We start from the raw sequence: 20,286 nt of genomic DNA on the forward strand, positions 1-20,286 counted from the left end.
CTCTGACGTGGGACCACTAGCTCTGGCCTTGCTCTTGGCACCATTGTTTCCAATGGCATGACTTACTATCCCTATGAATCTATTCCTGCACAGAAGGGTGTTCCATGCCGTCTCTCAGCAACATCCTGACAAAACTCAAGAGTCACCTTGGGTCCAAGTTCTCAGATGAACCGATGGTCTACGTTGTTTACGGTAAACTACCCAGCCCGTTTCCGGATTTAGAATTCATAGAGCCAATAATTGCGGTTGCGGCCAGTGAGCAGGAATGCTTTGCGATTCAGGAAAAGTATCCAGAGACTGAAGTTAGTTGGGAAGCCCGAAAGGTTGAGGGTGCTGCAGGCAGCGGTAGCGCAGGAGGCAGCGTTCTGTATCTCGCCCACACCACTTTGTTACCGTACGACGAGGACACCATTGGGAATCCAGTCTTCGGAATCATGGAGTCGCCGCGGCCCACTGCCCTATATTGCAGTCGAGCTACTGCTGAACTAGAAGCGCCGGATCAATATCTGCACATAGTCAATATCGGTGACGTAAACCTTCGCGGCGTCGGAGAGCTTTTGGAATAAGCATTCGTCATCTTTAGCCTATATCTGACCTGCCAGACCCGAAGAAGTTCGCACCCAAAGCCATAGTCACGCGCTACGTTGCAGGCGATGAAACCGGTTCAGATGCCACTTTGACCTGCTCTACGTTGTCTCAATTACCCATCGTTAAAGCCCCGTGGGCCGGTCCGACTTCAATAAGAGGTGCAGACCGGCCCACGGTCTATGCGTTACAAACTAGCGGGTGATTAGATCAATTCATCAGTGAGGTGATTCGGTGTACCGAAGCGGTGCGCGGTAATCGACACAGCCTGCTCGTGCAGGAATGGCAACATTTCCACGCGTCCGGCACCGGTGACCGACGAGGCGTAGATGGCGACATCCGGCTTACCATTGGTAGCCTCGGCCAGAGCCTTCACCGAACCACCGATCAAATGGATTCGTGATGAAGAATTCGGTCCGGTCTTCGCAGCTAGGCGAGCAGCATTGTCAAACCTCTATTGGATCCCGTAGGCCCAATGGCAAACTCTATGCTTTGATGGCTCCCACCGCATCAGTCATCACTGCCCGTTCTCTGAATGCAATGACCTGTTCCAGCGCAGCGGCAACACCAAAGGTGGTAGTTTCATCCCAACTTTGACCAACGACCTGCATTCCCACAGGTACGTTATCGGCGCCTACTCCGCATGGAAGGCTAAACACAGGCCGCTGATTAGCGACGTTGAAAGGACTGGTCATATGTCCTTCCCAATAATGGGTCAGTTTCCGGCTACCCACTTGCAACCCATCGAGATAGTCGCCGTCTGCAAGCAACCAGTCCATCGCGTTAGTCGGGCACAACAGCACGTCCACATCCGTGGTCGCTTCGGTTAGTTGTGCGTTCATGATCGCGTCCAACTGCAGCGATTCGATGAGCGAGACCGTTTCAGCCTGGTCCAAGGCATCTTTCATGAATTGGTCCGTATACGCCGCTCGTGGTTCGGAGGAGTCTCCAATAATTTCGGCCATCGCCGGAGCGAGAATATGTCCGAAGTGGGCGAAAGTCGTCTTACGAACTTGCTCCGTGGTCCACGGAATCTTGATCTCGCGGATATCGGCACCGGCGGCACGGAATTTGTTAATTGCGTTTCCTATACAACGCATCACCTCGCTGGTGACCGGGTAGTCTCCCAAGTCAAAACTGACACCGATACGTAATTGCGCAAGTTGCTTTTCCTCGCGGAACAACGCTGTACCGGTTTCACCCCACGAGTTCGTGTCCGCGGGATGCTTGCCGCTGATGATCGAGGACATAAGCGCAACATCGGCAACCGTTCGTCCCATAGGTCCGTCGCCACGGTACCAGTCCACAGATAAGTAACCTGCGCCGGGAATTCGGCCATAGGGTGCTTTATACCCCACATTTCCGGTGAAGGCTGCCGGGATGCGTGTTGAACCGGCGATATCCGACGCCGTCGCTAGGGTGCAAAATCCGGCTGCCAAGGCTGCACCTGCCCCGCCTGAAGAGCCACCGGGAGACATTTGCAGGTTCCACGGATTCCGAGTGGTTCCCCACATTGGTGAATGCGTTACCGTTGCACAACTAAATTCGGGACTCGTCGTCCGAGCGTGGATGATCGCTCCAGCCGCACGCAGCCTGGCTACGATTGGATGGTCCGACTCGGCGATCTTTCCGCTCAGTGCGCGAAGCCCCTGGGAATGTGTTTTCCCCGCCAACGCGTGCTTTTCCTTCGTTGCAACGGTGATTCCGAGCAAATCTGGAAGCACTCGCTTGCTACTGCGCCTGTGGCGGGCATATTCATCGCTGGCCGCGCTGGCCGCGGTACGCGCTTGCTCATGCATAACCTCGGTGAGGGCATTCACGCCCGTTCCTTCGCCATAGTTATATATTTCGATCCTGCTAAGTTGAGCTTCTAGGACATCTCTGGGTGAAAGCTCCCCCTCGATGAACGACTGTCGCTGGTGTAGTGCAGAAAGAAAGGCGATGTCTTCGGCATTCATGAGATCTGCACGGCCGAGTCGAATAGGAATTCGTCTTGCCCGGTCTCGGCCGCCAACGCGCCAAAGATCATCTGCCAACCTGTTTCTGCCAGCACCTCAAGACCGTCAAGCATATGTTCGTCGGTCGAAAATTCGCGTTCACAATGGCTGACGCCATCGATTGATGGAATGAACATCATGACTGTCGGCACGATCTTATTCATCGCCACCGAGTCATGCCCCGCCATTGTGCGAATCCTTCGCACGGACTTGCCAAGGTTTGCAGTAACTTTTTCGACCAATTGCAGCCCTGACTCCGGGTAGTACTGAATATCGCGGATGTCGAAGTCGTTGACGTTAATTTTGATATCGTGCTCTTTGGCGATCGTGGCGATGTCCTCCAGCATTATCCGCCGTGCTTCGGCCACCGTTGGCTGGTCGACCGCACGCAAGTCGGCCACCAAGCTAACGCGCCTGGCCACAACAATCGGCGAATTCGGTTCCAGCGTCATCCTGCCCACGGAAGACACAATGTTGCCCTTTTCAAACCGCTCAACCACCTCGTGGACTTTGAGAATCACCTTGCTCGCAGCAACCAGCGCGTCATGCCGATCTGCCATTGCGGTGGCACCGGTGTGCGATTGTTCGCCTAATACTTCGACATCAAGCTTCTGTGTATGCCAAGAGTAGTCAACGGCTCCGATGGACACTGATTCCCGCTCCAAGATCCGTCCCTGCTCAATATGAATTTCGGCATATCCGGCTACTTCAGGACGAAGATCATTCCCGAGATACCCGATTGCTTCCAGCGCCTGAGCCACGTTAATTCCTTCAAGATCGCTCACGCTGAGCATCTCATGTTGGTCCATTGAACCCACAAAGACCGACGAGCCCATGATCGACGGAGCAAAACGTCCGCCTTCTTCGTTGAACCAGTTCACGACGCCTAAGTTGAACCGCGGTGACACGTTTTCTAATCGCAGTCGTGCCTCGATATGTTTAGCTGCATGCAGACCTGCGATGACACCGTAAGCACCGTCAAAGCGACCGCCCAGAGGCTGCGAGTCTAAGTGCGAACCCAGCAGGATGTAGGGTGCGCCAGGAGTAAATTCGATCAGTGCAAACATATTGCCGATTGCATCCACCCGCAGTTCCCAACCCTTGTCTTGCGTAAACTGCGCGAACCAATCTCGGCTCAGTTTGTCTTCTGCGGTTGCCGCCTGGCGATCCACACCATGGTTAGGGGTAGCGCCAAAGGTGGCAACGTGGTGGAAATCGGTAAGAAAATCGTGGGACATCATGTGGTCCTTTCAAAAAGACGGTTTGCTGGCCTGGCTACTTGGCTGCGGTGGCTTCTTGTTTCTTAAACAACGGGTGAGTTTCTGGAACCGGGGTGAAAACCAACAGGCAGAGTACGATCAGCGCGGCCGCTGCCATATAAACGCCTGGGATCATCGAGATGCCGGTCGTCGAAACGAGCCATGTGCCAATAAATGGTGCAGTGCCACCAAACAACGCGTAGGCGATGTTGTAGCTGATTGCCGCGGAGGTAAATCGAGTTTTGGTGGTGAAAATTTCAACGAAAAAGGTATAGCAACCGCCGCCATAAATACACATTGGAATCACGAAGAGCAGCTGTCCGGCGATAGCCAGCGGCAATGATCCGCTAGTTACTAGCCAGAAACACGGAATACTCAGGATGAGCAACGCGGCAGACCCTGCAATCAGCATCGGTTTGCGTCCAAATTTATCGCCCAGTAGGCCGCCGATTGGCAGCAATAGAGCGTAGGCGGCCATGGCCACGGCGTTGGCAAGCAACGACATTTCCAAGCTGAGGTTTCCTGATACCTGCACGTAGGAGACAAAATATCCGGAGAGGAAGTAGAAGCCCATAGCCGTCAGCGCCATTACAAAAGCAACCTGGAGCATACGGAGTTTATTTTCGGCGAATGCCTGACGCAGCGGACTGTATTCCTTATGTTGATTCTTCAGTATCACCGCTTTGAATTCTTCTGATTCCTCGGTTTTTGCCCTAATCCACAGCCCAAAGAGCGCCAGCGGAAGTGCCAACAGGAATGGAATACGCCATCCGTACGCTTCGAAGTTAGCTGGATCCATCGTCGTTGATAACACTAGAATTAACGTTCCGCCGACGACCGAAGGTAACGCCGTTGCCGCGAGGGTAATGGTCAGCCAGAATCCGCGCCGGTTCAAGGGCGCATGCTCAAAAACGAATGCTGGCGCACCGACTGATTCACCACCTGCGGAGAACCCTTGGACCAGGCGGCAAAGGACCAATAGTGCCGGAGCCAACGCACCGATCTGAGCAAAAGTTGGGAGTAATCCGATTCCGAAGGTAGCGAGACCGATAGTCAGCAAGGTAATGAAGAGGACTTTTCGTCGGCCGATCTTATCGCCCAGCGCACCAAAGAATAGGCCGCCGATTGGACGTACCAAGAACGCCACGCCGAATGCAGCGAAGGTTGCTAGCAATCCCGCTAGGGCACTCTGCGAAGGGAAGAACAAAGCTGAGAGGGTGACCGCAGAAAGTCCATAAAGCGTGAAGTCATAGAATTCGATGAACTGACCGATACTACCGCCAGCGAGAACACGGTGTTTCATCTTCTTTTCTTGTTGCTTCTCTGACGCGTCAACATCAGATTTGAGGGTACTCACAGTCACGGATCTTCCTTCTTTCGGTCCCTGCCCTATTACTTCAGGCTGGTGCTCTTGGGGAAGGACGGGCTTTGTTGCTCGTTCTCTTGTACTCAAGAATCTGTGAGTTCAAACACATAGTCCAACGGGAAAGATTCGTTAGGCTAATCGTTAAAAACGATCAGACTAAGCGCTAGCCATCGCTTCCCCCCGCAAATGTTGCAAAGACTCTGGCCTTTCGACTTACCGGGAGATCCTTCGGATAGACGACAACAACGGTTATCGGAAGCACCGGATCGGCGATAATGATTGGCACCACTGTCTTCCCCGTGTAAGTCTGATCGTGTGGCAAGCGACGGTTTAAGATTGAATACCCCAGACCCATGGCCACGTACGATCGAACGGTTTCATAGCCGGACACCCAATAACCAATTTTTGGTTCGAGATTGAGTACCGAGAATAACCTCAGAAAGTATTCCCTCGAATGCTCCTGATCAAGTAGGACTAGTGGTTCGTCAACAAGTTGAGCGAGCTGGACAGGCAGCTCTTGCTTTGCCAGCCAATGGTCCTGACTGACAATCACGTGCGCGCCAAGCCGTTCTACCGGCTCCATGGCAAATTCAGCACCTACGCCAAGGTCATACATCATGGCGATTTCACATTCCCCGTTCCGTAGAGCCTGAAGAATTTGACTCTGGTCCCCTTCGATGAAATTTACCGTCATGTTCGGGTATTTGGTACTAAATTCCTTGAGTAGTTTTGGGGCAATGAATGCGGCCAGAGGCGCAAACAGTCCCACACGCAGTACACCGCTCAGGCTCTGACTCTCACCGCTAATCGACAGACTAAGCGAATCAGCATCTTCAAGTAGCAATCTGGCGCCAGAGGCCATGCGCTTTCCGTCTTGGGTGATGCGCAGTGCGCGATTCGGTAGTCGCTGAAATAACTGCACACCCAAATCATGCTCAAGCTGGCTGAGCGAAGCGGACAGCGTCGACTGCGTTACATTCAATTCTTGAGCGGCTGCACGCATGTTTTCTAACCGTGCAATTTCCATGAAGTAACGAAGCTGAATAAGGGTAAATGAACGAGCCATACCTCGAATACTAGTCATGTCCGTTATAAGCAACGACAAAATTCGAGCTTAAAGCAGGACAAGCGCTGGATACTACGAATGTAATATCCAGCGCTTGCACCAGCATCTAACTGCTCGCAGTGAACTAGATCAATTCATCACTTAGGTGATTCGGCGTACCGAAGCGGTGCGCGGTAATCGACACTGCCTGCTCGTGCAGGAATGGCAACATTTCCACGCGTCCGGCACCGGTGACCGGCGAGGCGTAGATCGCCACATCCGGCTTACCATCGGTAGCCTCGGCCAGAGCCTTCACCGAACCACCGATCAAACGGATTCGTGATGAAGAAGTCGGACCGGTCTTCGCAGCCAGGCGAGCAGCCCGAGCGGCGAAAGCATTCGCATCCTCATCAACCACGATCACCGAGTGTTCGGCGAACAGGTTGCGTACCCCACGAGGCAGTTCCAGCTCGCTGGAAAGTAGCACGCGAGATCCTGCGGTGACGCCGGCAGCGACTACACGCAATGCCTCGGCCACACCGTGTTCGCTGGTTGCAGCCTCGAAGCGGACGGTGACATCTACCGGCTTGTAGCGGAAGATATTTCGTTCGGCGACCAGACCCGAGCGGTCCTTAGCCTGGTTGAATTCCTGATTCCACCACAGCTTGTCACTACCCAGTGCGCCGCGCAGCCAGGCCGAATCGGTTTCGGATAGCTCCGCTGCGTTCAGCAGTCGTTCGTCAAAGACGGACAGTGCGGCGGTTTCGCGCACCGGCGCGTCAACCCAGCTACCCATGCCGACCAGGTAGTTCGGGCCGCCAGCCTTGGTGCCTGCACCAATGGCCGACTTCTTCCAACCACCAAATGGCTGGCGCTGCACGATAGCGCCGGTGATGCCACGGTTCACGTAGATGTTTCCGGCCTGGATGTTTTCCATCCAGTAAGCCAGCTCATCGCGGTCCAGCGAGTGCAAGCCTGAAGTCAACCCGAAGTCGACCTCGTTGACCAGCTCAACTGCTTCTTCCAGGGTCGGCGCGGTCATCACGCCAAGGATCGGGCCGAAGTATTCGGTCAGGTGATATTCGCTGCCACGCTTGACTCCGTAACGTACGCCTGGCGAGTAGAGCTTGCCCGACTCGTCAAGTTGCTTCGGTTCCACGGCCCAACGCTCACCGGCACCGAGGGTGGTCAAACCACGCTTCAGCTTTTCGCCTGGCTCATCGATCAATGGGCCCATCTGAGATTCTGGGTTCCATGGGTAACCGACCTTCAGCGACTTCACCGCGTCGATCAGCTGGCTGTTGAAGCGCCGTGACTCTGCCACGGAGCCAACGAGTACTACCAGTGAGGCGGCGGAGCATTTCTGTCCGGCGTGCCCGAAGGCCGAGGCAACCACGTCGCGAGCAGCCAGGTCCAGGTCCGCGTGCGGGGTGACGATGATGGCGTTCTTGCCCGAGGTTTCGGCCAGCAGCGGCAGGTCCTTGCGGAAGGAACGGAAGAGTTCAGCGGTCTCGTAACCACCGGTGAGGATCAAACGATCCACCCGCTCATCGGATACCAACTGGGTACCCAGGTCACGGTTGCCGGCGAAGACCAGCTGCAGGACGTCCTTAGGCACTCCGGCGTCCCAGAGGGTCTGCACCATCACCGAGCCAATACGTGAGGCCAAGGTGGCAGGCTTGATGATCACCGCGGAGCCGGCGGCCAGTGCGGACATGGTCGAACCGGCAGGGATTGCCATCGGGAAGTTCCACGGCGGGGTGACCACCGTCAGCTTCGAAGGCACAAAGGTTGCGCCATCAACGGTGTCTAGTTCCAGTCCACGCTGTGCGTAGTAGTGCGCGAAGTCGATCGCCTCGGAGATTTCCACATCACCCTGGTCGATGTTCTTTCCGCATTCCGAACCGAGTACCTCTAGCAGCATCGCACGGCGCTCTTCGAAGAGCAGTCCGGCGCGGTGCAGAATTTCTGCGCGGGCCGTAGCGCCCAAGGCCTGCCAATCAGCGGAGGCGTCAACGCCCATGGCGATGGCCTCATCCATTTCGCTTGCCGAGTGCAGGGTGTTGGCCGCAACCAGGTCCTTGCCGAGCTTCGACTCCTGCATCTTGGAGAGGATTTCGCGTCCCCAGCTGCGGTTTACGTCTAGATCCGGGTCGGTATCTGGGGTGTTGAAGAAGCTGGTGGATCCGTCGGCGAACCCAGCGACTACCTCGGTCAGCGCCGGGTCCGACTCCTGACGGTTCTGTACGCGGTGCGAAGCCGGAACCACATCGGCCAAGTTTTCTAGTGAGGCGAGGAAGCGGTTCTTCTCGCGCTCAAAGAGTTCTTCGTTCTTCTCTAGTTCGAAGACCGCGGACATGAAGTTTTCCTGGCTGGCGCCTTCTTCGAGGCGGCGGATCAGGTAGGCGATGGCCACGTCGAATTCAGCCGGGTGTACTACCGGGGTGTACAACAACAGTTCGCCCACGTCGCGGCGTACCGCTTCGGCCTGACCGGTGGCCATGCCCAACAGCATTTCAAACTCGATGCCGTGCTTGACGTCGCGTGCCTTGGCCAATAGCCAAGCTAGTGCGATGTCGAACAGGTTGTGTCCTGCAATGCCGATGCGCACGTTCTCCACGTGGCCTGGGCGCAGTGCGTATTCGAGCACCGACTTGTAGCTGGTGTCGGTGTCCTGCTTGGAGTGCCAGGTGGCTAGTGGCCAGCCGTGGATGTCTGCCTCCATGATTTCCATGGGCAGGTTAGCGCCCTTAACTACGCGCACCTTAATAGGTGCTCCGCCCTGCGCCACGCGGGCTGCGGAGAACTCTTGGAGTTCAATCATCGCGCCCAGTGCGTCGGGTAGGTAAGCCTGCAAGACGATGCCGGCAGATAGTTCCTTGAATTCAGGTAGGGCCAGGATCTTGGTGAAGACCGCGATGGTCAGCTCCAGGTCCTTGAACTCTTCCATGTCCAGGTTGATGAACTTCTTCTTTGTTGCCTTATTTGCCAGCTCATACAGTGGGCGCAGCTTCTCGACAATGTGCTCCACCGCTTCGTCGAAGGCCCAGTGGTTATGTGGGGCGACGGTGGAAGAGACCTTGATCGAGACGTAGTCCACGTCATCGCGGCTCAAAAGCTTGGTGGTGCCATCTAGGCGACGGGTTGCTTCGCCCTGGCCGAGGATTGCCTCGCCGAGTAGGTTGACGTTCAGGTTAACGCCGTCGCGCTTGATCTTGGAGATCGCGCCGCCTAGCTTGTGATCCGAGGCGTCAATGATCAGGTGTCCCACCATTTCGCGCAGCACACGGCGCGCGATAGGGACAACGATCGATGGCAGTACCGGCGCCATGGCGCCGCCTAGCGCGACGGCCTTGCGCATGTACCAAGGCAGGAAGCTTGGCACCATCGGTGCCAGCTTCTTCAGGTTGCCCGCGGCGACCTTTAGATCTTCGGGGCGGATGACACCATCAACAAACCCGACGGTGAAGTCTAGTCCCTGAGGGTCCTTGAGTACTCCGGCCAGCCGGGCTGCGGAGGCATCGATAGGGAAGGTGGAGGCTTCGGTCAGCCAGTGACGGACTAGTTTAATAGTCTCGTCTGCAAGTTCTGCCGGAAGGGTCAGGGGGTTGCCTGCCGAGTCGACCGCCGGTGCGACGGTTCGTGCGGTGGTGATAGAGGATGACATGTTGTGTCGGTCCCTTCGATGCGATGCGTACTTGGATTAGATACACCGAACGCGAATTTCGTGATGGCTGACGAGCTTACGGAATCACCGGATAGTTGGCCGCGAAAATGCTGTGTGCAATTCGAGTATGACCCTAACTTTGCTTAAGCAAAAGTGAACAAAACCGAACGTTTCACTTCGGGTTTGCTAATGTATTGACAGGTGCCTAAATCACCCCTTTTGCACCCTCAAAGTACCGCGTAGAGACCGGAGTTGAACCCATGCTTGAACTGCGAAGATTACGTCTACTTAGGGAGCTAAGTATTCGCGGAACGATAGCCGAGGTGGCGGACGTACTGAGCTACTCTCCTTCGTCGGTTTCCCAGCAATTGAGTCAGCTTGAAGAAGAGGCCGGAGTCGAGCTCTTGCGCCGCAATGGACGCAAGCTGGCACTCACCCCACAGGCCCAAGTTCTGGTGGCGCACACCGAAGAATTATTGGGTTCTATGGAACGCGCCGAAGCAGATCTGGCAGCGACCATGTCCAGTGTCTCGGGGACCGTGCGACTGGCAGTATTCCAGACCGCAATGCTCGCGGTCATGCCTCCGGTATTGCGCAAACTTCATGATCTGCACCCACATCTGCGCGTGGAAATGACCCAGCATGAGCCGGAGGAAGCACTGCATGAAACCAGTGCGCGGAACTTTGATCTAGTGATTGCCGAACAGTATCAAGGTCACGCCGCCCCGATCTTTGAGTCCTTAGATCGCCGTCATCTAGCCCATGATCCGATTCGTTTAGCTCTTCCACTGCTCGGCGGTGAGGGCAATACCGATTTTGATCGCGTCACTTCGCTAACCGAGGCGGCCACCCTTCCCTGGGTGATGGAACCCCCGGGAGCCGCGAGTCGTCACTGGGCGGAACAGTCCTGCCGAATGGCCGGTTTTGAACCCGACGTGCGTTACGAAACGGCAGATCTTCAGGCACATGTCACCCTGGTGGAAACCGGCACCGCGGTGGCCTTGCTGCCCGATTTGGTCTGGACACAGTTCGAGCGACAGCTGCGCTTCGTAGATCTAGACAACGCCCCGGTGCGCACTATTTTTACCGCCATGCGCCACTCTTCAGCGCGCTCCCCCTCCATTGCGGCGGTGCGTACTTTGGTGCACGAACAGCTAAAAAATCAGTCTGCCTAAGAAAACTCGATTCTGCTTCTGCCGGGTAGTTCGGTAGTGTTCCTAAGGTCACAAAACGATCACGAGCGAAGTAGGTCACCGAGACAAACGGGAATTTAAGTGCAATAGTGGTGACTCGCACCACAAGATCCGCTGTCTACTCGGGTGACCACTCGCTCCGACGGACAATAAACGGCAATGAGGGAAAATGTCTGACCAGACTTATCAGATCATCGCGATCGTCATCTATATGGGCGCGATGCTCGGCATCGGCTACGTAGCCTTTAGACGAACGAACGACATCGACGACTACATGCTTGCAGGCCGTGGCTTGAAGCCCGGGGTAGCAGCCCTGTCCGCAGGTGCAAGTGACATGTCCGGCTGGCTGCTCATGGGCTTGCCCGGCGCAATCTACCTTGGCGGCATGCACGAGGCCTGGATCGGTATCGGTCTATTGATCGGCGCCTGGCTGAACTGGAAGTACGTGGCTCCTCGCCTACGTTCCTACACCGCAATCTCGCAGAACGCCATCACCATCCCAAGCTTCTTCGAAAAGCGCCTGAAGGACAATAAGCACCTGCTGCGCATCGGTAGCGCGGTCATCATCTTGGTGTTCTTCACCTTCTATGTCTCTTCGGGCATGGTCGCCGCTGGCAAATTCTTTGATGCCTCCTTCGGCTGGCCTTACCTGAGTGGCATGATCTTCGTTGCTGTCATCACCTTGCTCTACACCCTGTTTGGCGGATTCCTTGGTGCATCGCTAACCGACGTGGCTCAGGGCCTACTGATGTTCGCCGCACTCATTGCCGTACCAATCGTCGCGGTCATTAAGATCGGCGACTTCGAAACTTTGGGCTCGCGCATCACCACGGCAAACCCCGAAGCGTTCAACCTGTTCTCCTCGTTCTCCGACAACGCCTGGTGGGTCGCGGTCATCGCGATCTTCTCCACCGCTGCATGGGGCTTGGGTTACTTCGGTCAGCCGCACATCCTGGTCCGCTTCATGGCGCTGCGCACCCCAGCCGAGGCAAAGACTGCACGTCGCATCGGCGTGGGTTGGATGTTCCTGACCTCCGTAGGCGCGGTCGCTACCTCGCTGATCGGTATCGCGTACTTTGCGAAGGATCCGCTGAGCGAGACAAACAGCGAAACCGTGTTCTTGCTGCTCAGCCAAGTCTTCTTCCACCCATTCGTCGCCGGCCTAGTGCTCGCGGCCGTGTTGGCGGCAATTATGTCGACGATGTCCTCACAGATGATCGTTTGCTCCTCGGCATTGGTCGAAGACCTCTACAACATCACCGGTCGCAAGGCTTCGCCGAAGGCGCTAGTGATGCTCGGACGCACCGGCGTGCTGGTCATCGCGGTCGTCGCAGCACTGCTGGCACTGAACCCGAACTCCTCGATCCTGGACCTGGTGGCTTTCGCTTGGGCCGGCTTCGGCGGCGCCTTCGGTCCAATCGTGCTATTGGCTCTGTACTGGCGTAAGCTCACCGCGATTGGTGCCTTCGCTGGCATGATCTCCGGTGCAGCCGTTGTCTTCATCTGGGGCAACGTCGACGTACTGACCGGCAACATGTACGAGATCGTGCCAGGCTTCCTGGTCTGCCTCGTGGTTGCATGGCTCGTCTCGCGTGCAACGTTCAAGCCAAGCACTGAAATCGAGGCTGAATTCACCTCGATGGAAGAAGAGATTGGCGCAAAGGTTACCGCCTAAGGCGTACCGCGCGAATAACGCTCAAGGTACCGGCGTTGTGCAAAGCTTCACAGCTTTGCACAACGCCGGTTTCTGCGTTTAACCACGCCTCTGCCGACGGCCTGCGCTCACCCAGAGCGCAATCGGCGCGTACCGGGTGCCGGTGACACCCGGCGCACAGTAACCTAGAGGTGTCCGAAGTTTCGTTTCACGTCGAAGGATGATCTAGCCATGGCGCAAAAGCTCACTAAGTTCACTCGCTGGCAGCGCACCGAATCGCAATACCTCGCCGCAGATCCCGAGGCCGTGTATTCGATCGTCGGCAATCTGTCGCAGACCGGCAGCTGGATGAAGAGCTTCGACGGTTTTGTGGTGCACGATGACCAGCGCGGAGTGGGTACCAAGGTTGATCTCTTGGCCCCGGGCAAACTCTTCGGTCCACTACATCAAAAGACCGCGCCGGCAGGCTCAATCACTAGGCGCAACCCGGCTCAGCGCATGGTTGAGTTCACCCAGCCGCAACCCGGTGGCGAAATGGTATTGCGCTGGCAAGTAGATGCCGCCGATACCGGAGCGATCCTTCGCTTCACCGTAATCCTGCGTGGCCCAGGCACCACGGCATTCAAATTTAGCGTCGCTAACACCCTCTGCGAGGACTTTGCACTAGCCTGCGCCAGGCTCTTCAAGGTCATACCCTCGGGAGCACACCGCACCGTTCCGGTGCGTGTGGTGATCTCCGGCGGACGCGGCTTCCTCGGACGCAATCTGGTAGCCGAGCTGGTCTGCCGCGGGTTGTCCGTGGCCGTGCTCACCCGACGCATTGAAGCAGACTTCCCCGCCGACCAGTACCCGTGGGATGGCCTTCACCTAGGCGCATGGACCAGTGCGTTAAGCCACGCCAAATTCCCGGTACACCTGATCAACTTGGCCGGCGAGCGCGTGGATAAGCGCAACACCGAAGAAAATATCGCAAAGCTCACCGCCTCCCGGGTGCGCACCACACAAACTTTGGCCGAGGCCGCCGCCGGACTCGACACCCCGTTGGCCAGCTGGATTCAGTCCAGCACCACCGCGATCTTTGGTGATGGCGGTGAAGCAGAATTTACCGAAGACAGCCCAGTGCCTACCGGTGAGCGGGCACTTCCGGAAATGACCGGGGTCGCCTCCGCCTGGGAGCAGGCCTTCCATGATGCGAAGGTCAATGCCGAACGCAGTTATGTGCTGCGCAGCTCGCTAGTGATGCATCCCGATGCGCCACTGCTCAAACCACTGACCGCGCTGGTACACACCGGTCTGGGTGGGCCGATGGGTGATGGCAGGCAGTGGTTCAGCTGGATCGGTCTGGAAGATTGGTTGCATTTGGTGCGAATCTTGCTCGGCTTAGAAGAGACTTCGCTACCCGCGGGGTTGATCCATGCCGCGCATCCGGTGCCTTTGCGCAACGCCGAGGTGATGGCTGCGCTGCGTTCAAACGCTGGGTTGCCAGGACTTCCTACCGGCACGTTATTGCCCAAGCTTGGTGCGGCGGTGCTCGGCTCCAATGCTCGTGTGGCATTGACCGGACGCAAGGTCAGCTCCCGGGTGTTAGCGGATGCCGGATTCGAGTTTAGCCAAAACGACTTTGCGGCCACGCTAAACGGCGAATAATTTCCCGCCGCGTTTGCGTGCCGAAAGCACCATCGCGGTCTTCAGCTGCACCATCTCACCCCACGGGGTGTCGGAAATGAATCGGTATAGGTCCTTTTGGGTGCGCACGGTGACATCAACGATGAGCTGTGCGTCCCCGGCCACCGCGGCCGCGTAACGCACCTCGGGCAGTAGCCGTAGCCGCTGCCCGAGCTGCTCAACGCTCTGCGGAGAGGTCTGTACCCAGAGCAGCGCCTCCACCGGGTAGCCCAGGAGCGCCGGTTCCACCAGTGTGCGGATCGAGATATGTTCCCCGCGCAGTAGCCAGTCCACCCGGCGGGCCACCGATGATTCGCTCAGCTTCACCTGCCGAGAAATCGTGTCCACCGAGGCCCGCCCATCTTTACGCAGCACCTCGATGATCAGCTTGTCATTCTCTGTTAGCCCGGCCGCGGGGTTCCATTCGGTCAGTTCCCCACCGCTGACTGGCCGCAACGCGCGCTCCGCCGCTTCGGGTAGTGGCTCGGCACGCCAGGCACGGATGGTTTTGAAGTATTTCAGGATCGGATAGACCGCTAACGCATTAATTCCTGGAGTTGCCGGTAGCTGCATGGTGAGAATCTCGGCCAGGTCCCCGTCGTAGTGCAGCTCGGTGACCACGTCACTTTGCCCGGTGACCATATAGCTGAAGCTGGTGTCCCCGCGCTGAGCCAACGCCTCGCAGGCCACCCGCACGGTTCCCGGGGCGCAGGTAAACGCGGCGACCAATGATCCCGTGCGGTGTTGAATTGCCGCCACCGAAACTTTTGAACTAGCCAACAGTGCCTGCCCATAGCGTGCCACGGTGCGTTCGGGCTCGCCAAAAACCTGAGCGATCTTGCGCCAGGTAGCGCGCCCATCGGCCTGCAGCGCGATCACTATTTTCCGTTCAAGCTCGTTAAACTCGTCGTTTTGCTCCATGCGGTACTCCTGTGAGGTGCTGGCCTGCGGTCATAGGCATTTTCCGGCTCGGTGTTTGCCTAGGCTGGTCACTTAGGACCCAATCTTCTCTGACGATTTTTCGCTTTTTAGCCCAGTCAATCTTCATGTTTTGGTGGAAAACGACAGAAAACTGGCAACATGTGCCAATTATTGTCGATATCTCAGCTTAGCGCCATGGTTGTAAGTAGATGCGATGCGCATCACATCAGTTCACTTACTTACCTACTTTCAGGAGCCCACCGTGCAGCCACAGCTCATTCTGGCCGCTGGCGATCCCAGTTCAACAAACATCTGGGCCATCGCTAACACCCCCTTCCTGTGGTTCTGCGCCTTGGGCGTGTTCGCAGTCATCTTCATCCAGACGATCCTCTATGCGCGGGCCGCAAAGGTTGCCGCACCGCACGTGAATATGCCGGCACGTGAGCTGAAGGAATCCTTCCGCGCCGGAGCCGTCGCCTCTATCGGTCCCTCGCTGGCGGTAGTCTTCGTCGCCATCGCGTTGCTGGCACTCTTTGGTACCCCAGCGGTGCTGGTACGTATCGGACTGATCGGCTCGGTCTCGGCAGAAACCGCCTCGGCGAATATCTCTGCGGTGTCCATGGGAGCCACCCTCGGCGGAGCCGACTACACCCAGCAGGTCTTCGCCGTCGCATTTATGGCGATGAGCCTGTCCGGAGCAATGTGGATGCTCTCCACGCTGATTTTGACCCCCATCATGAAAAAGGGCGGCAAGTCGCTCGCCAAGCGCAACCCCGCGGTAATGGCGCTGATCCCTACCGCCGCGCTACTTGGAGCGTTCTCCGCGCTGACCTTCGCCGAGCTGCCAAAATCGTCGATTCACATGATTCTCGTGGCGGTCTCCGCGGCAAGCATGGGCCTATGCCTGTTGCTGGCTAAGGTTTTGCACGCGAAATGGTTGAAGGAATGGGCGCTGGGCATCTCCATCGCCATTGCTATCACCGCCGGCTACTTCCTGCACACTGCAGCCTAAGACCAGGAGCAAAACCCCATGAGCACTCCAACTATTACTCTGACAAGCGCCGACGCCTCGATGGCGCGTTTTGAAAAGCAGACCACCCGCTACGGCTCACTCACCATGACCGCGGGGCTGATCTTTTCGCTACTCGGCCCGATCTATCTAGTCTTCTTCTCCGACCTACAGATTGCCCCCTCGATGATCTGGGTGGCGTTCCTCGCCGTCGCGGCAACCTTTGGGGTGTTGTGGATCGTGGAGCCGGTGACCTACTTCCCTATTCTGGGTTCGGCTGCCATGTACCAGGCATTTATGATCGGCAATATTTCTAACAAGCTACTGCCAGCTGCCATCGTGGCGCAGTCCTCCATTGGAGCGAAGCCCGGCACAAAGCGCGGGGATCTCGCCGCGGTGATGGCCATTTGTGGAGCCGCCACCGTGCACCTGACCAGTCTGTTGCTATTTGTCGGTGTGCTTGGCACCTGGCTAGTTTCTCAGGTGCCCGCCGAGGTCATCGACGTGGCCCGACTTTACATCTTGCCCTCGCTGATGGGTGCGGTGCTCGTGCAGTCGATCGTCGCGATGAAGTCGCTGCGTCCCACCATCATCGCTATCGCGCTTGCCTTGCTGATGAACTTCGTGGTGTTGCCGGCTATGCCGGCGGTGGCAATGTTTGCTACCGCACTGGTAGTCATCGCCTCGATCTTGGTTTCTTGGGTGTTGCGTGACCGCAAGGCCCTAGTGACAACCAGCGAAGACTAAACCAGAGTATTTTTCACCTGAACATTTACCCCTCAAGATAAAGGACACCATGCTGAGCACCGCGCTGACCGAGGACGAAACCCGCACGCTGCACGAAAATTATCTGCACTTGCACGCGCACCCCGAATTATCGATGGCCGAACACGCGACTGCGCAATACATTCAGGAACGACTGAACGAGCTGGGTATCGAGAACTTCATTTCTGGTGGCACCGGTGTGGTGGGTATTCAGCGTAACGGCGACGGTCCGGTCATAGCCTTCCGCGCAGATTCCGATGGCCTGCCAATCAAGGAAGACACCGGCGCGGACTACGCCTCGGTGGACACCGGGGTCCTAGCCGACGGCACCGAGGTGCCGGTTATGCACGGTTGCGGCCATGACACCCACGTAGCCTCCGCGCTCAGCGCCGCACAGGTACTGGCCAGGAACACCGAGAACTGGTCCGGAACGGTGCTGTGGATCTTCCAGCCTGGAGAGGAAACTGCCGCCGGGGCGCGCGCTATGCTCGCAGACGGGTTGTGGGAGAAAGTCCCACAACCGCAGGTAGTCCTCGGCCAGCATGTCTTCCCGTTCCAAACCGGATCCATCGCGGTCACCGAGGGCAGCGCGATGGCTTTAGCCGATTCGCTGAAGGTGACCTTGTACGGCAAGCAGTCCCACGGCTCACAGCCTCAGGATTCGGTTGACCCGATCGTGCTTGGCGCGCATATCATCACGCGTTTACAAACCATCGTCTCGCGCGAGCTGCATCCGCTGAGCCCGGCGGTGATCACCTGTGGAACCTTCCATGCGGGACTGAAGGAAAATATCATTCCGGACCGCGCAGAATTCACGCTGAACATTCGCACGCTCACCGAAGAGGTTCGCGCCCAAGTGCTGTCGGCCGTCACCCGCATCATCAATGCCGAAGCGGTGGCAGCTAACGCGCAAGCCCCACTGATTGAGGAACTCTACAATTTCCCACGGCTCTACAATGATCCGGAACAGACCCAATCGCTAGCCGCAGCCTTCGGTCAAGAATTCGGGACAGACCAGGTTCACTTCTCTCCTCCGGCTATGGGTTCGGAAGACTTTGGGGCGCTGGCGGACGCGCTGGATGTGCCCAATGTGTTTTGGATGTTTGGCGGTTTTGACCTCAGTAATGGTCCTGCCCCGGTCAATCATTCGCCACACTTTTTGCCTGACTACATTCCGGCGCTAGATACCGGCGTTCGCGCGGCCTTGGCTGCTATCGAATATTACGTCTCAAAGAAAAACTGACTAAGTCTTATGACGTCCAACATCCTAACGTGTCATCTACTTCACGTTAGGACTTTGGCGCGTCTAAGCTAATGCTCAACGCTAACGCGTCTACAAACTAAATATTCATTCCCGATTAACCTCCCAGCTTCACCCGGCTTACTCTCACCGACCACCATGGAGTGAGTTAGCCGGTCCAGATTGTGTCCAACGGCGGGCACAGAGCATCATCACTTAGGTCTACCAGTTTGAAGGAACGACACCATGGCAAATTTTCTTGAGGCGAGCGAAGGTGCTGCACGACCGCAGATGCCTAAACCCAGCGATCTAGCTAAATTACGTAAACAGGCTGGTGCCGCACAAGCGCAGGAAACTGTGCTCGATGAAATGACCGCAAACGTTGCGGTTGATGCTGCTTACAACGATGTCGACTCCGACTTTGAGGTACCACGCGTGGTGAACTTTGGCCGCAAGCTGAAGAATATGAGCGAGGTGCGCCACTTCTTCCGCACAAATTCCACCCCGATTTACTTCGTCGGCGCCACCCCGGTGAACCTGTTGGGTCTTGACCGGTGGGTGCGTAAATTCAGCTACATCAGCTACTACGACGGCTGGGATGGCCACCACCCGCGGGTCTTCACCCCGAGCGAGAAGCCACAAACTGATTTCCAGAGCGCCGAAGAAATTAACAACTGGTTGCTGGAAAATCCCGAGGTACGCGAGTACATCGACACCCATACCGCTCCGGGCGGACCCCGTCCGAAGATCGCCATGGTGTTCTTCGATGAGGAAACCGAAGCGATCTGTGAAGAGCTGGGCTACGACCTAATCCTGCCTTCTGCGGAACTGCGCAACCACCTGGATTCAAAGATTGTCACCACCGAACTGGGCAATGCCGCCGGCGCCCACTCGGTCCCGAACGTTTTGGGCACCGCCGATACGTACTCCGAGCTACAGAAGCTTTCGCGTGACGCGAAGCTCGGTGATGACCTGGTAGTGCAGACCCCGTATGGAGATTCGGGTAAAACCACCTTCTTCATCACTAACGAATCCGACTGGAATGAACATTCCAAGGACATCATCGGCGAACAGCTCAAGGTGATGAAGCGGATTAACAATCAGCCGGTGGCCGTAGAAGCGGTACTTACTCGCTGCGGTACCGTGGTCGGCCCGATCCTTACCGAACTGGCCGGTTACAAGGAACTGACTCCTTACAAGGGCGGTTGGTGCGGTAACGAGATGCACCCAGATGTGGTCACCGATGGTCAGCGTGCGCGCGCCATTGAACTGGTCCGCAAGGTGGGCGCGGGACTGAAGTCCACCGGATACCGTGGCTTCTTCGAAGTCGACGTACTGGTAGACACCGATACCGACGAGGTGTACTTGGGCGAATTGAACCCACGCATCTCCGGGGCCAGCGCGATCACCAATGTGACCGCCGGAGCCTACGCGGACGTTCCACTATTCCTCTTCCACCTGCTGGAGTACCTGGACGTGGAATTTGAGCTGGACGTAGATGAGATCAACGCGCGCTGGGAAGAACTCTCCGGAGCCGATGTGTGGAGCCATATGATCATCAAGGAAACTGATGACATCGTGCAGTACATCACCCACGCACCGCGCACCGGCAAGTACTTCCTGGACTCAAAGGGCAAGTTGCAGTTCTCGCGCAGCGCTTTGGACTGGCACCAGTTACAGAACCATAAGGAAGCGTTCTTCCTACGCATCTATGGTGTTGAAGACTACCGCTGGAAGGGTGCTGACTTGGGTGTACTAGTGACCAAGTCGAAGCTGCAGTACGAGGGTAAGAAGAAGACCAAGCTGACCATTGACGCGAAGCACTTCATCTCTTCGATCCGTGCCCAGTACAAAGGCATCGACGTTCCACCAGCTACCGCGCAGTAGGCTAGTTCGTCAGCCCCGTTCAAGCGCTGGTGG

Annotated in this window: 14 protein-coding genes and 1 pseudogene; 8 read left to right on the forward strand and 7 right to left on the reverse strand. The window is 56.8% G+C overall.

The window, feature by feature from the left end; genetic code table 11:
• The first annotated feature begins 104 nt into the window (after nt 1-104).
• Entirely contained in the window at nt 105-566 is a 462-nt protein-coding gene (locus tag CQ011_RS07440; RefSeq protein WP_105676053.1) for a hypothetical protein, read from the forward strand.
• A 224-nt stretch (nt 567-790) separates the two neighbouring features.
• Here CQ011_RS07440 and CQ011_RS17775 read toward each other — a convergent pair.
• From CQ011_RS17775 to CQ011_RS07470, 6 genes and pseudogenes are all read right to left on the reverse strand, one after another.
• A pseudogene (locus tag CQ011_RS17775) lies at nt 791-1,027 on the reverse strand (hypothetical protein); the annotation flags it as partial.
• 43 nt (nt 1,028-1,070) lie between these two features.
• On the reverse strand, nt 1,071-2,543 hold the full coding sequence (locus tag CQ011_RS07450) for an amidase (RefSeq protein WP_105676057.1): 1,473 nt from the start codon (nt 2,541-2,543) through the stop codon (nt 1,071-1,073).
• Nucleotides 2,540-3,820 (reverse strand): M20 family metallo-hydrolase, encoded by a 1,281-nt coding sequence (locus CQ011_RS07455; protein ID WP_353616164.1) that lies wholly within the window; start codon nt 3,818-3,820, stop codon nt 2,540-2,542. The genes CQ011_RS07450 and CQ011_RS07455 overlap by 4 nt, the downstream gene beginning before the upstream one ends.
• A 37-nt stretch (nt 3,821-3,857) precedes the next feature.
• Complete coding sequence (locus tag CQ011_RS07460; RefSeq protein WP_286161116.1) at nt 3,858-5,204, reverse strand: MFS transporter; 1,347 nt, start codon at nt 5,202-5,204, stop codon at nt 3,858-3,860.
• Nucleotides 5,205-5,370: 166 nt separating this feature from the next.
• Nucleotides 5,371-6,273, reverse strand: coding sequence for a LysR family transcriptional regulator (locus CQ011_RS07465; protein ID WP_105676061.1), 903 nt, complete (start codon nt 6,271-6,273; stop codon nt 5,371-5,373).
• Nucleotides 6,274-6,397: 124 nt separating this feature from the next.
• The gene (locus CQ011_RS07470) at nt 6,398-9,919 is read right to left on the reverse strand and encodes a bifunctional proline dehydrogenase/L-glutamate gamma-semialdehyde dehydrogenase (RefSeq protein ID WP_105676063.1); all 3,522 of its coding nucleotides are present in this window, start codon (nt 9,917-9,919) and stop codon (nt 6,398-6,400) included.
• 260 nt (nt 9,920-10,179) lie between these two features.
• On the opposite strand from CQ011_RS07470, the gene CQ011_RS07475 reads away from it, so the two are divergent.
• The 3 genes from CQ011_RS07475 to CQ011_RS07485 all read left to right on the forward strand — a co-directional run bounded on the left by CQ011_RS07475 (nt 10,180) and on the right by CQ011_RS07485 (nt 14,413).
• Complete coding sequence (locus tag CQ011_RS07475) at nt 10,180-11,094, forward strand: LysR substrate-binding domain-containing protein (protein ID WP_096255734.1); 915 nt, start codon at nt 10,180-10,182, stop codon at nt 11,092-11,094.
• 187 nt (nt 11,095-11,281) lie between these two features.
• On the forward strand, nt 11,282-12,787 hold the full coding sequence (gene putP, locus CQ011_RS07480) for a sodium/proline symporter PutP (RefSeq protein ID WP_105676064.1): 1,506 nt from the start codon (nt 11,282-11,284) through the stop codon (nt 12,785-12,787).
• Nucleotides 12,788-12,997: 210 nt separating this feature from the next.
• Nucleotides 12,998-14,413, forward strand: a complete 1,416-nt coding sequence (locus CQ011_RS07485) for an NAD-dependent epimerase/dehydratase family protein (RefSeq protein WP_105676066.1) — start codon at nt 12,998-13,000, stop codon at nt 14,411-14,413.
• Here the strand turns inward: CQ011_RS07485 and CQ011_RS07490 are convergent.
• On the reverse strand, nt 14,399-15,352 hold the full coding sequence (locus CQ011_RS07490) for an AsnC family transcriptional regulator (protein WP_105676068.1): 954 nt from the start codon (nt 15,350-15,352) through the stop codon (nt 14,399-14,401). The two genes, CQ011_RS07485 and CQ011_RS07490, sit on opposite strands and share 15 nt — an antisense overlap.
• A gap of 262 nt (nt 15,353-15,614) precedes the next feature.
• On the opposite strand from CQ011_RS07490, the gene CQ011_RS07495 reads away from it, so the two are divergent.
• The 4 genes from CQ011_RS07495 to CQ011_RS07510 all read left to right on the forward strand — a co-directional run bounded on the left by CQ011_RS07495 (nt 15,615) and on the right by CQ011_RS07510 (nt 20,253).
• Nucleotides 15,615-16,364: a DUF5058 family protein gene (locus CQ011_RS07495; protein ID WP_286161117.1), complete on the forward strand. Its 750-nt coding sequence runs from the start codon at nt 15,615-15,617 to the stop codon at nt 16,362-16,364.
• Between the two features lie 18 nt (nt 16,365-16,382).
• Entirely contained in the window at nt 16,383-17,108 is a 726-nt protein-coding gene (locus CQ011_RS07500) for a hypothetical protein (protein ID WP_105676072.1), read from the forward strand.
• 49 nt (nt 17,109-17,157) lie between these two features.
• Nucleotides 17,158-18,369 carry an amidohydrolase gene (locus tag CQ011_RS07505; RefSeq protein WP_105676074.1) on the forward strand — a complete coding sequence of 404 codons (1,212 nt, stop codon included), beginning with the start codon at nt 17,158-17,160 and terminating at the stop codon, nt 18,367-18,369.
• 243 nt (nt 18,370-18,612) lie between these two features.
• Nucleotides 18,613-20,253 (forward strand): biotin carboxylase, encoded by a 1,641-nt coding sequence (locus tag CQ011_RS07510; protein ID WP_105676076.1) that lies wholly within the window; start codon nt 18,613-18,615, stop codon nt 20,251-20,253.
• Nucleotides 20,254-20,286 lie beyond the last annotated feature (33 nt).

The organism is Arthrobacter sp. MYb213 (assembly GCF_002979915.1).
Lineage (GTDB): Bacteria > Actinomycetota > Actinomycetes > Actinomycetales > Micrococcaceae > Glutamicibacter.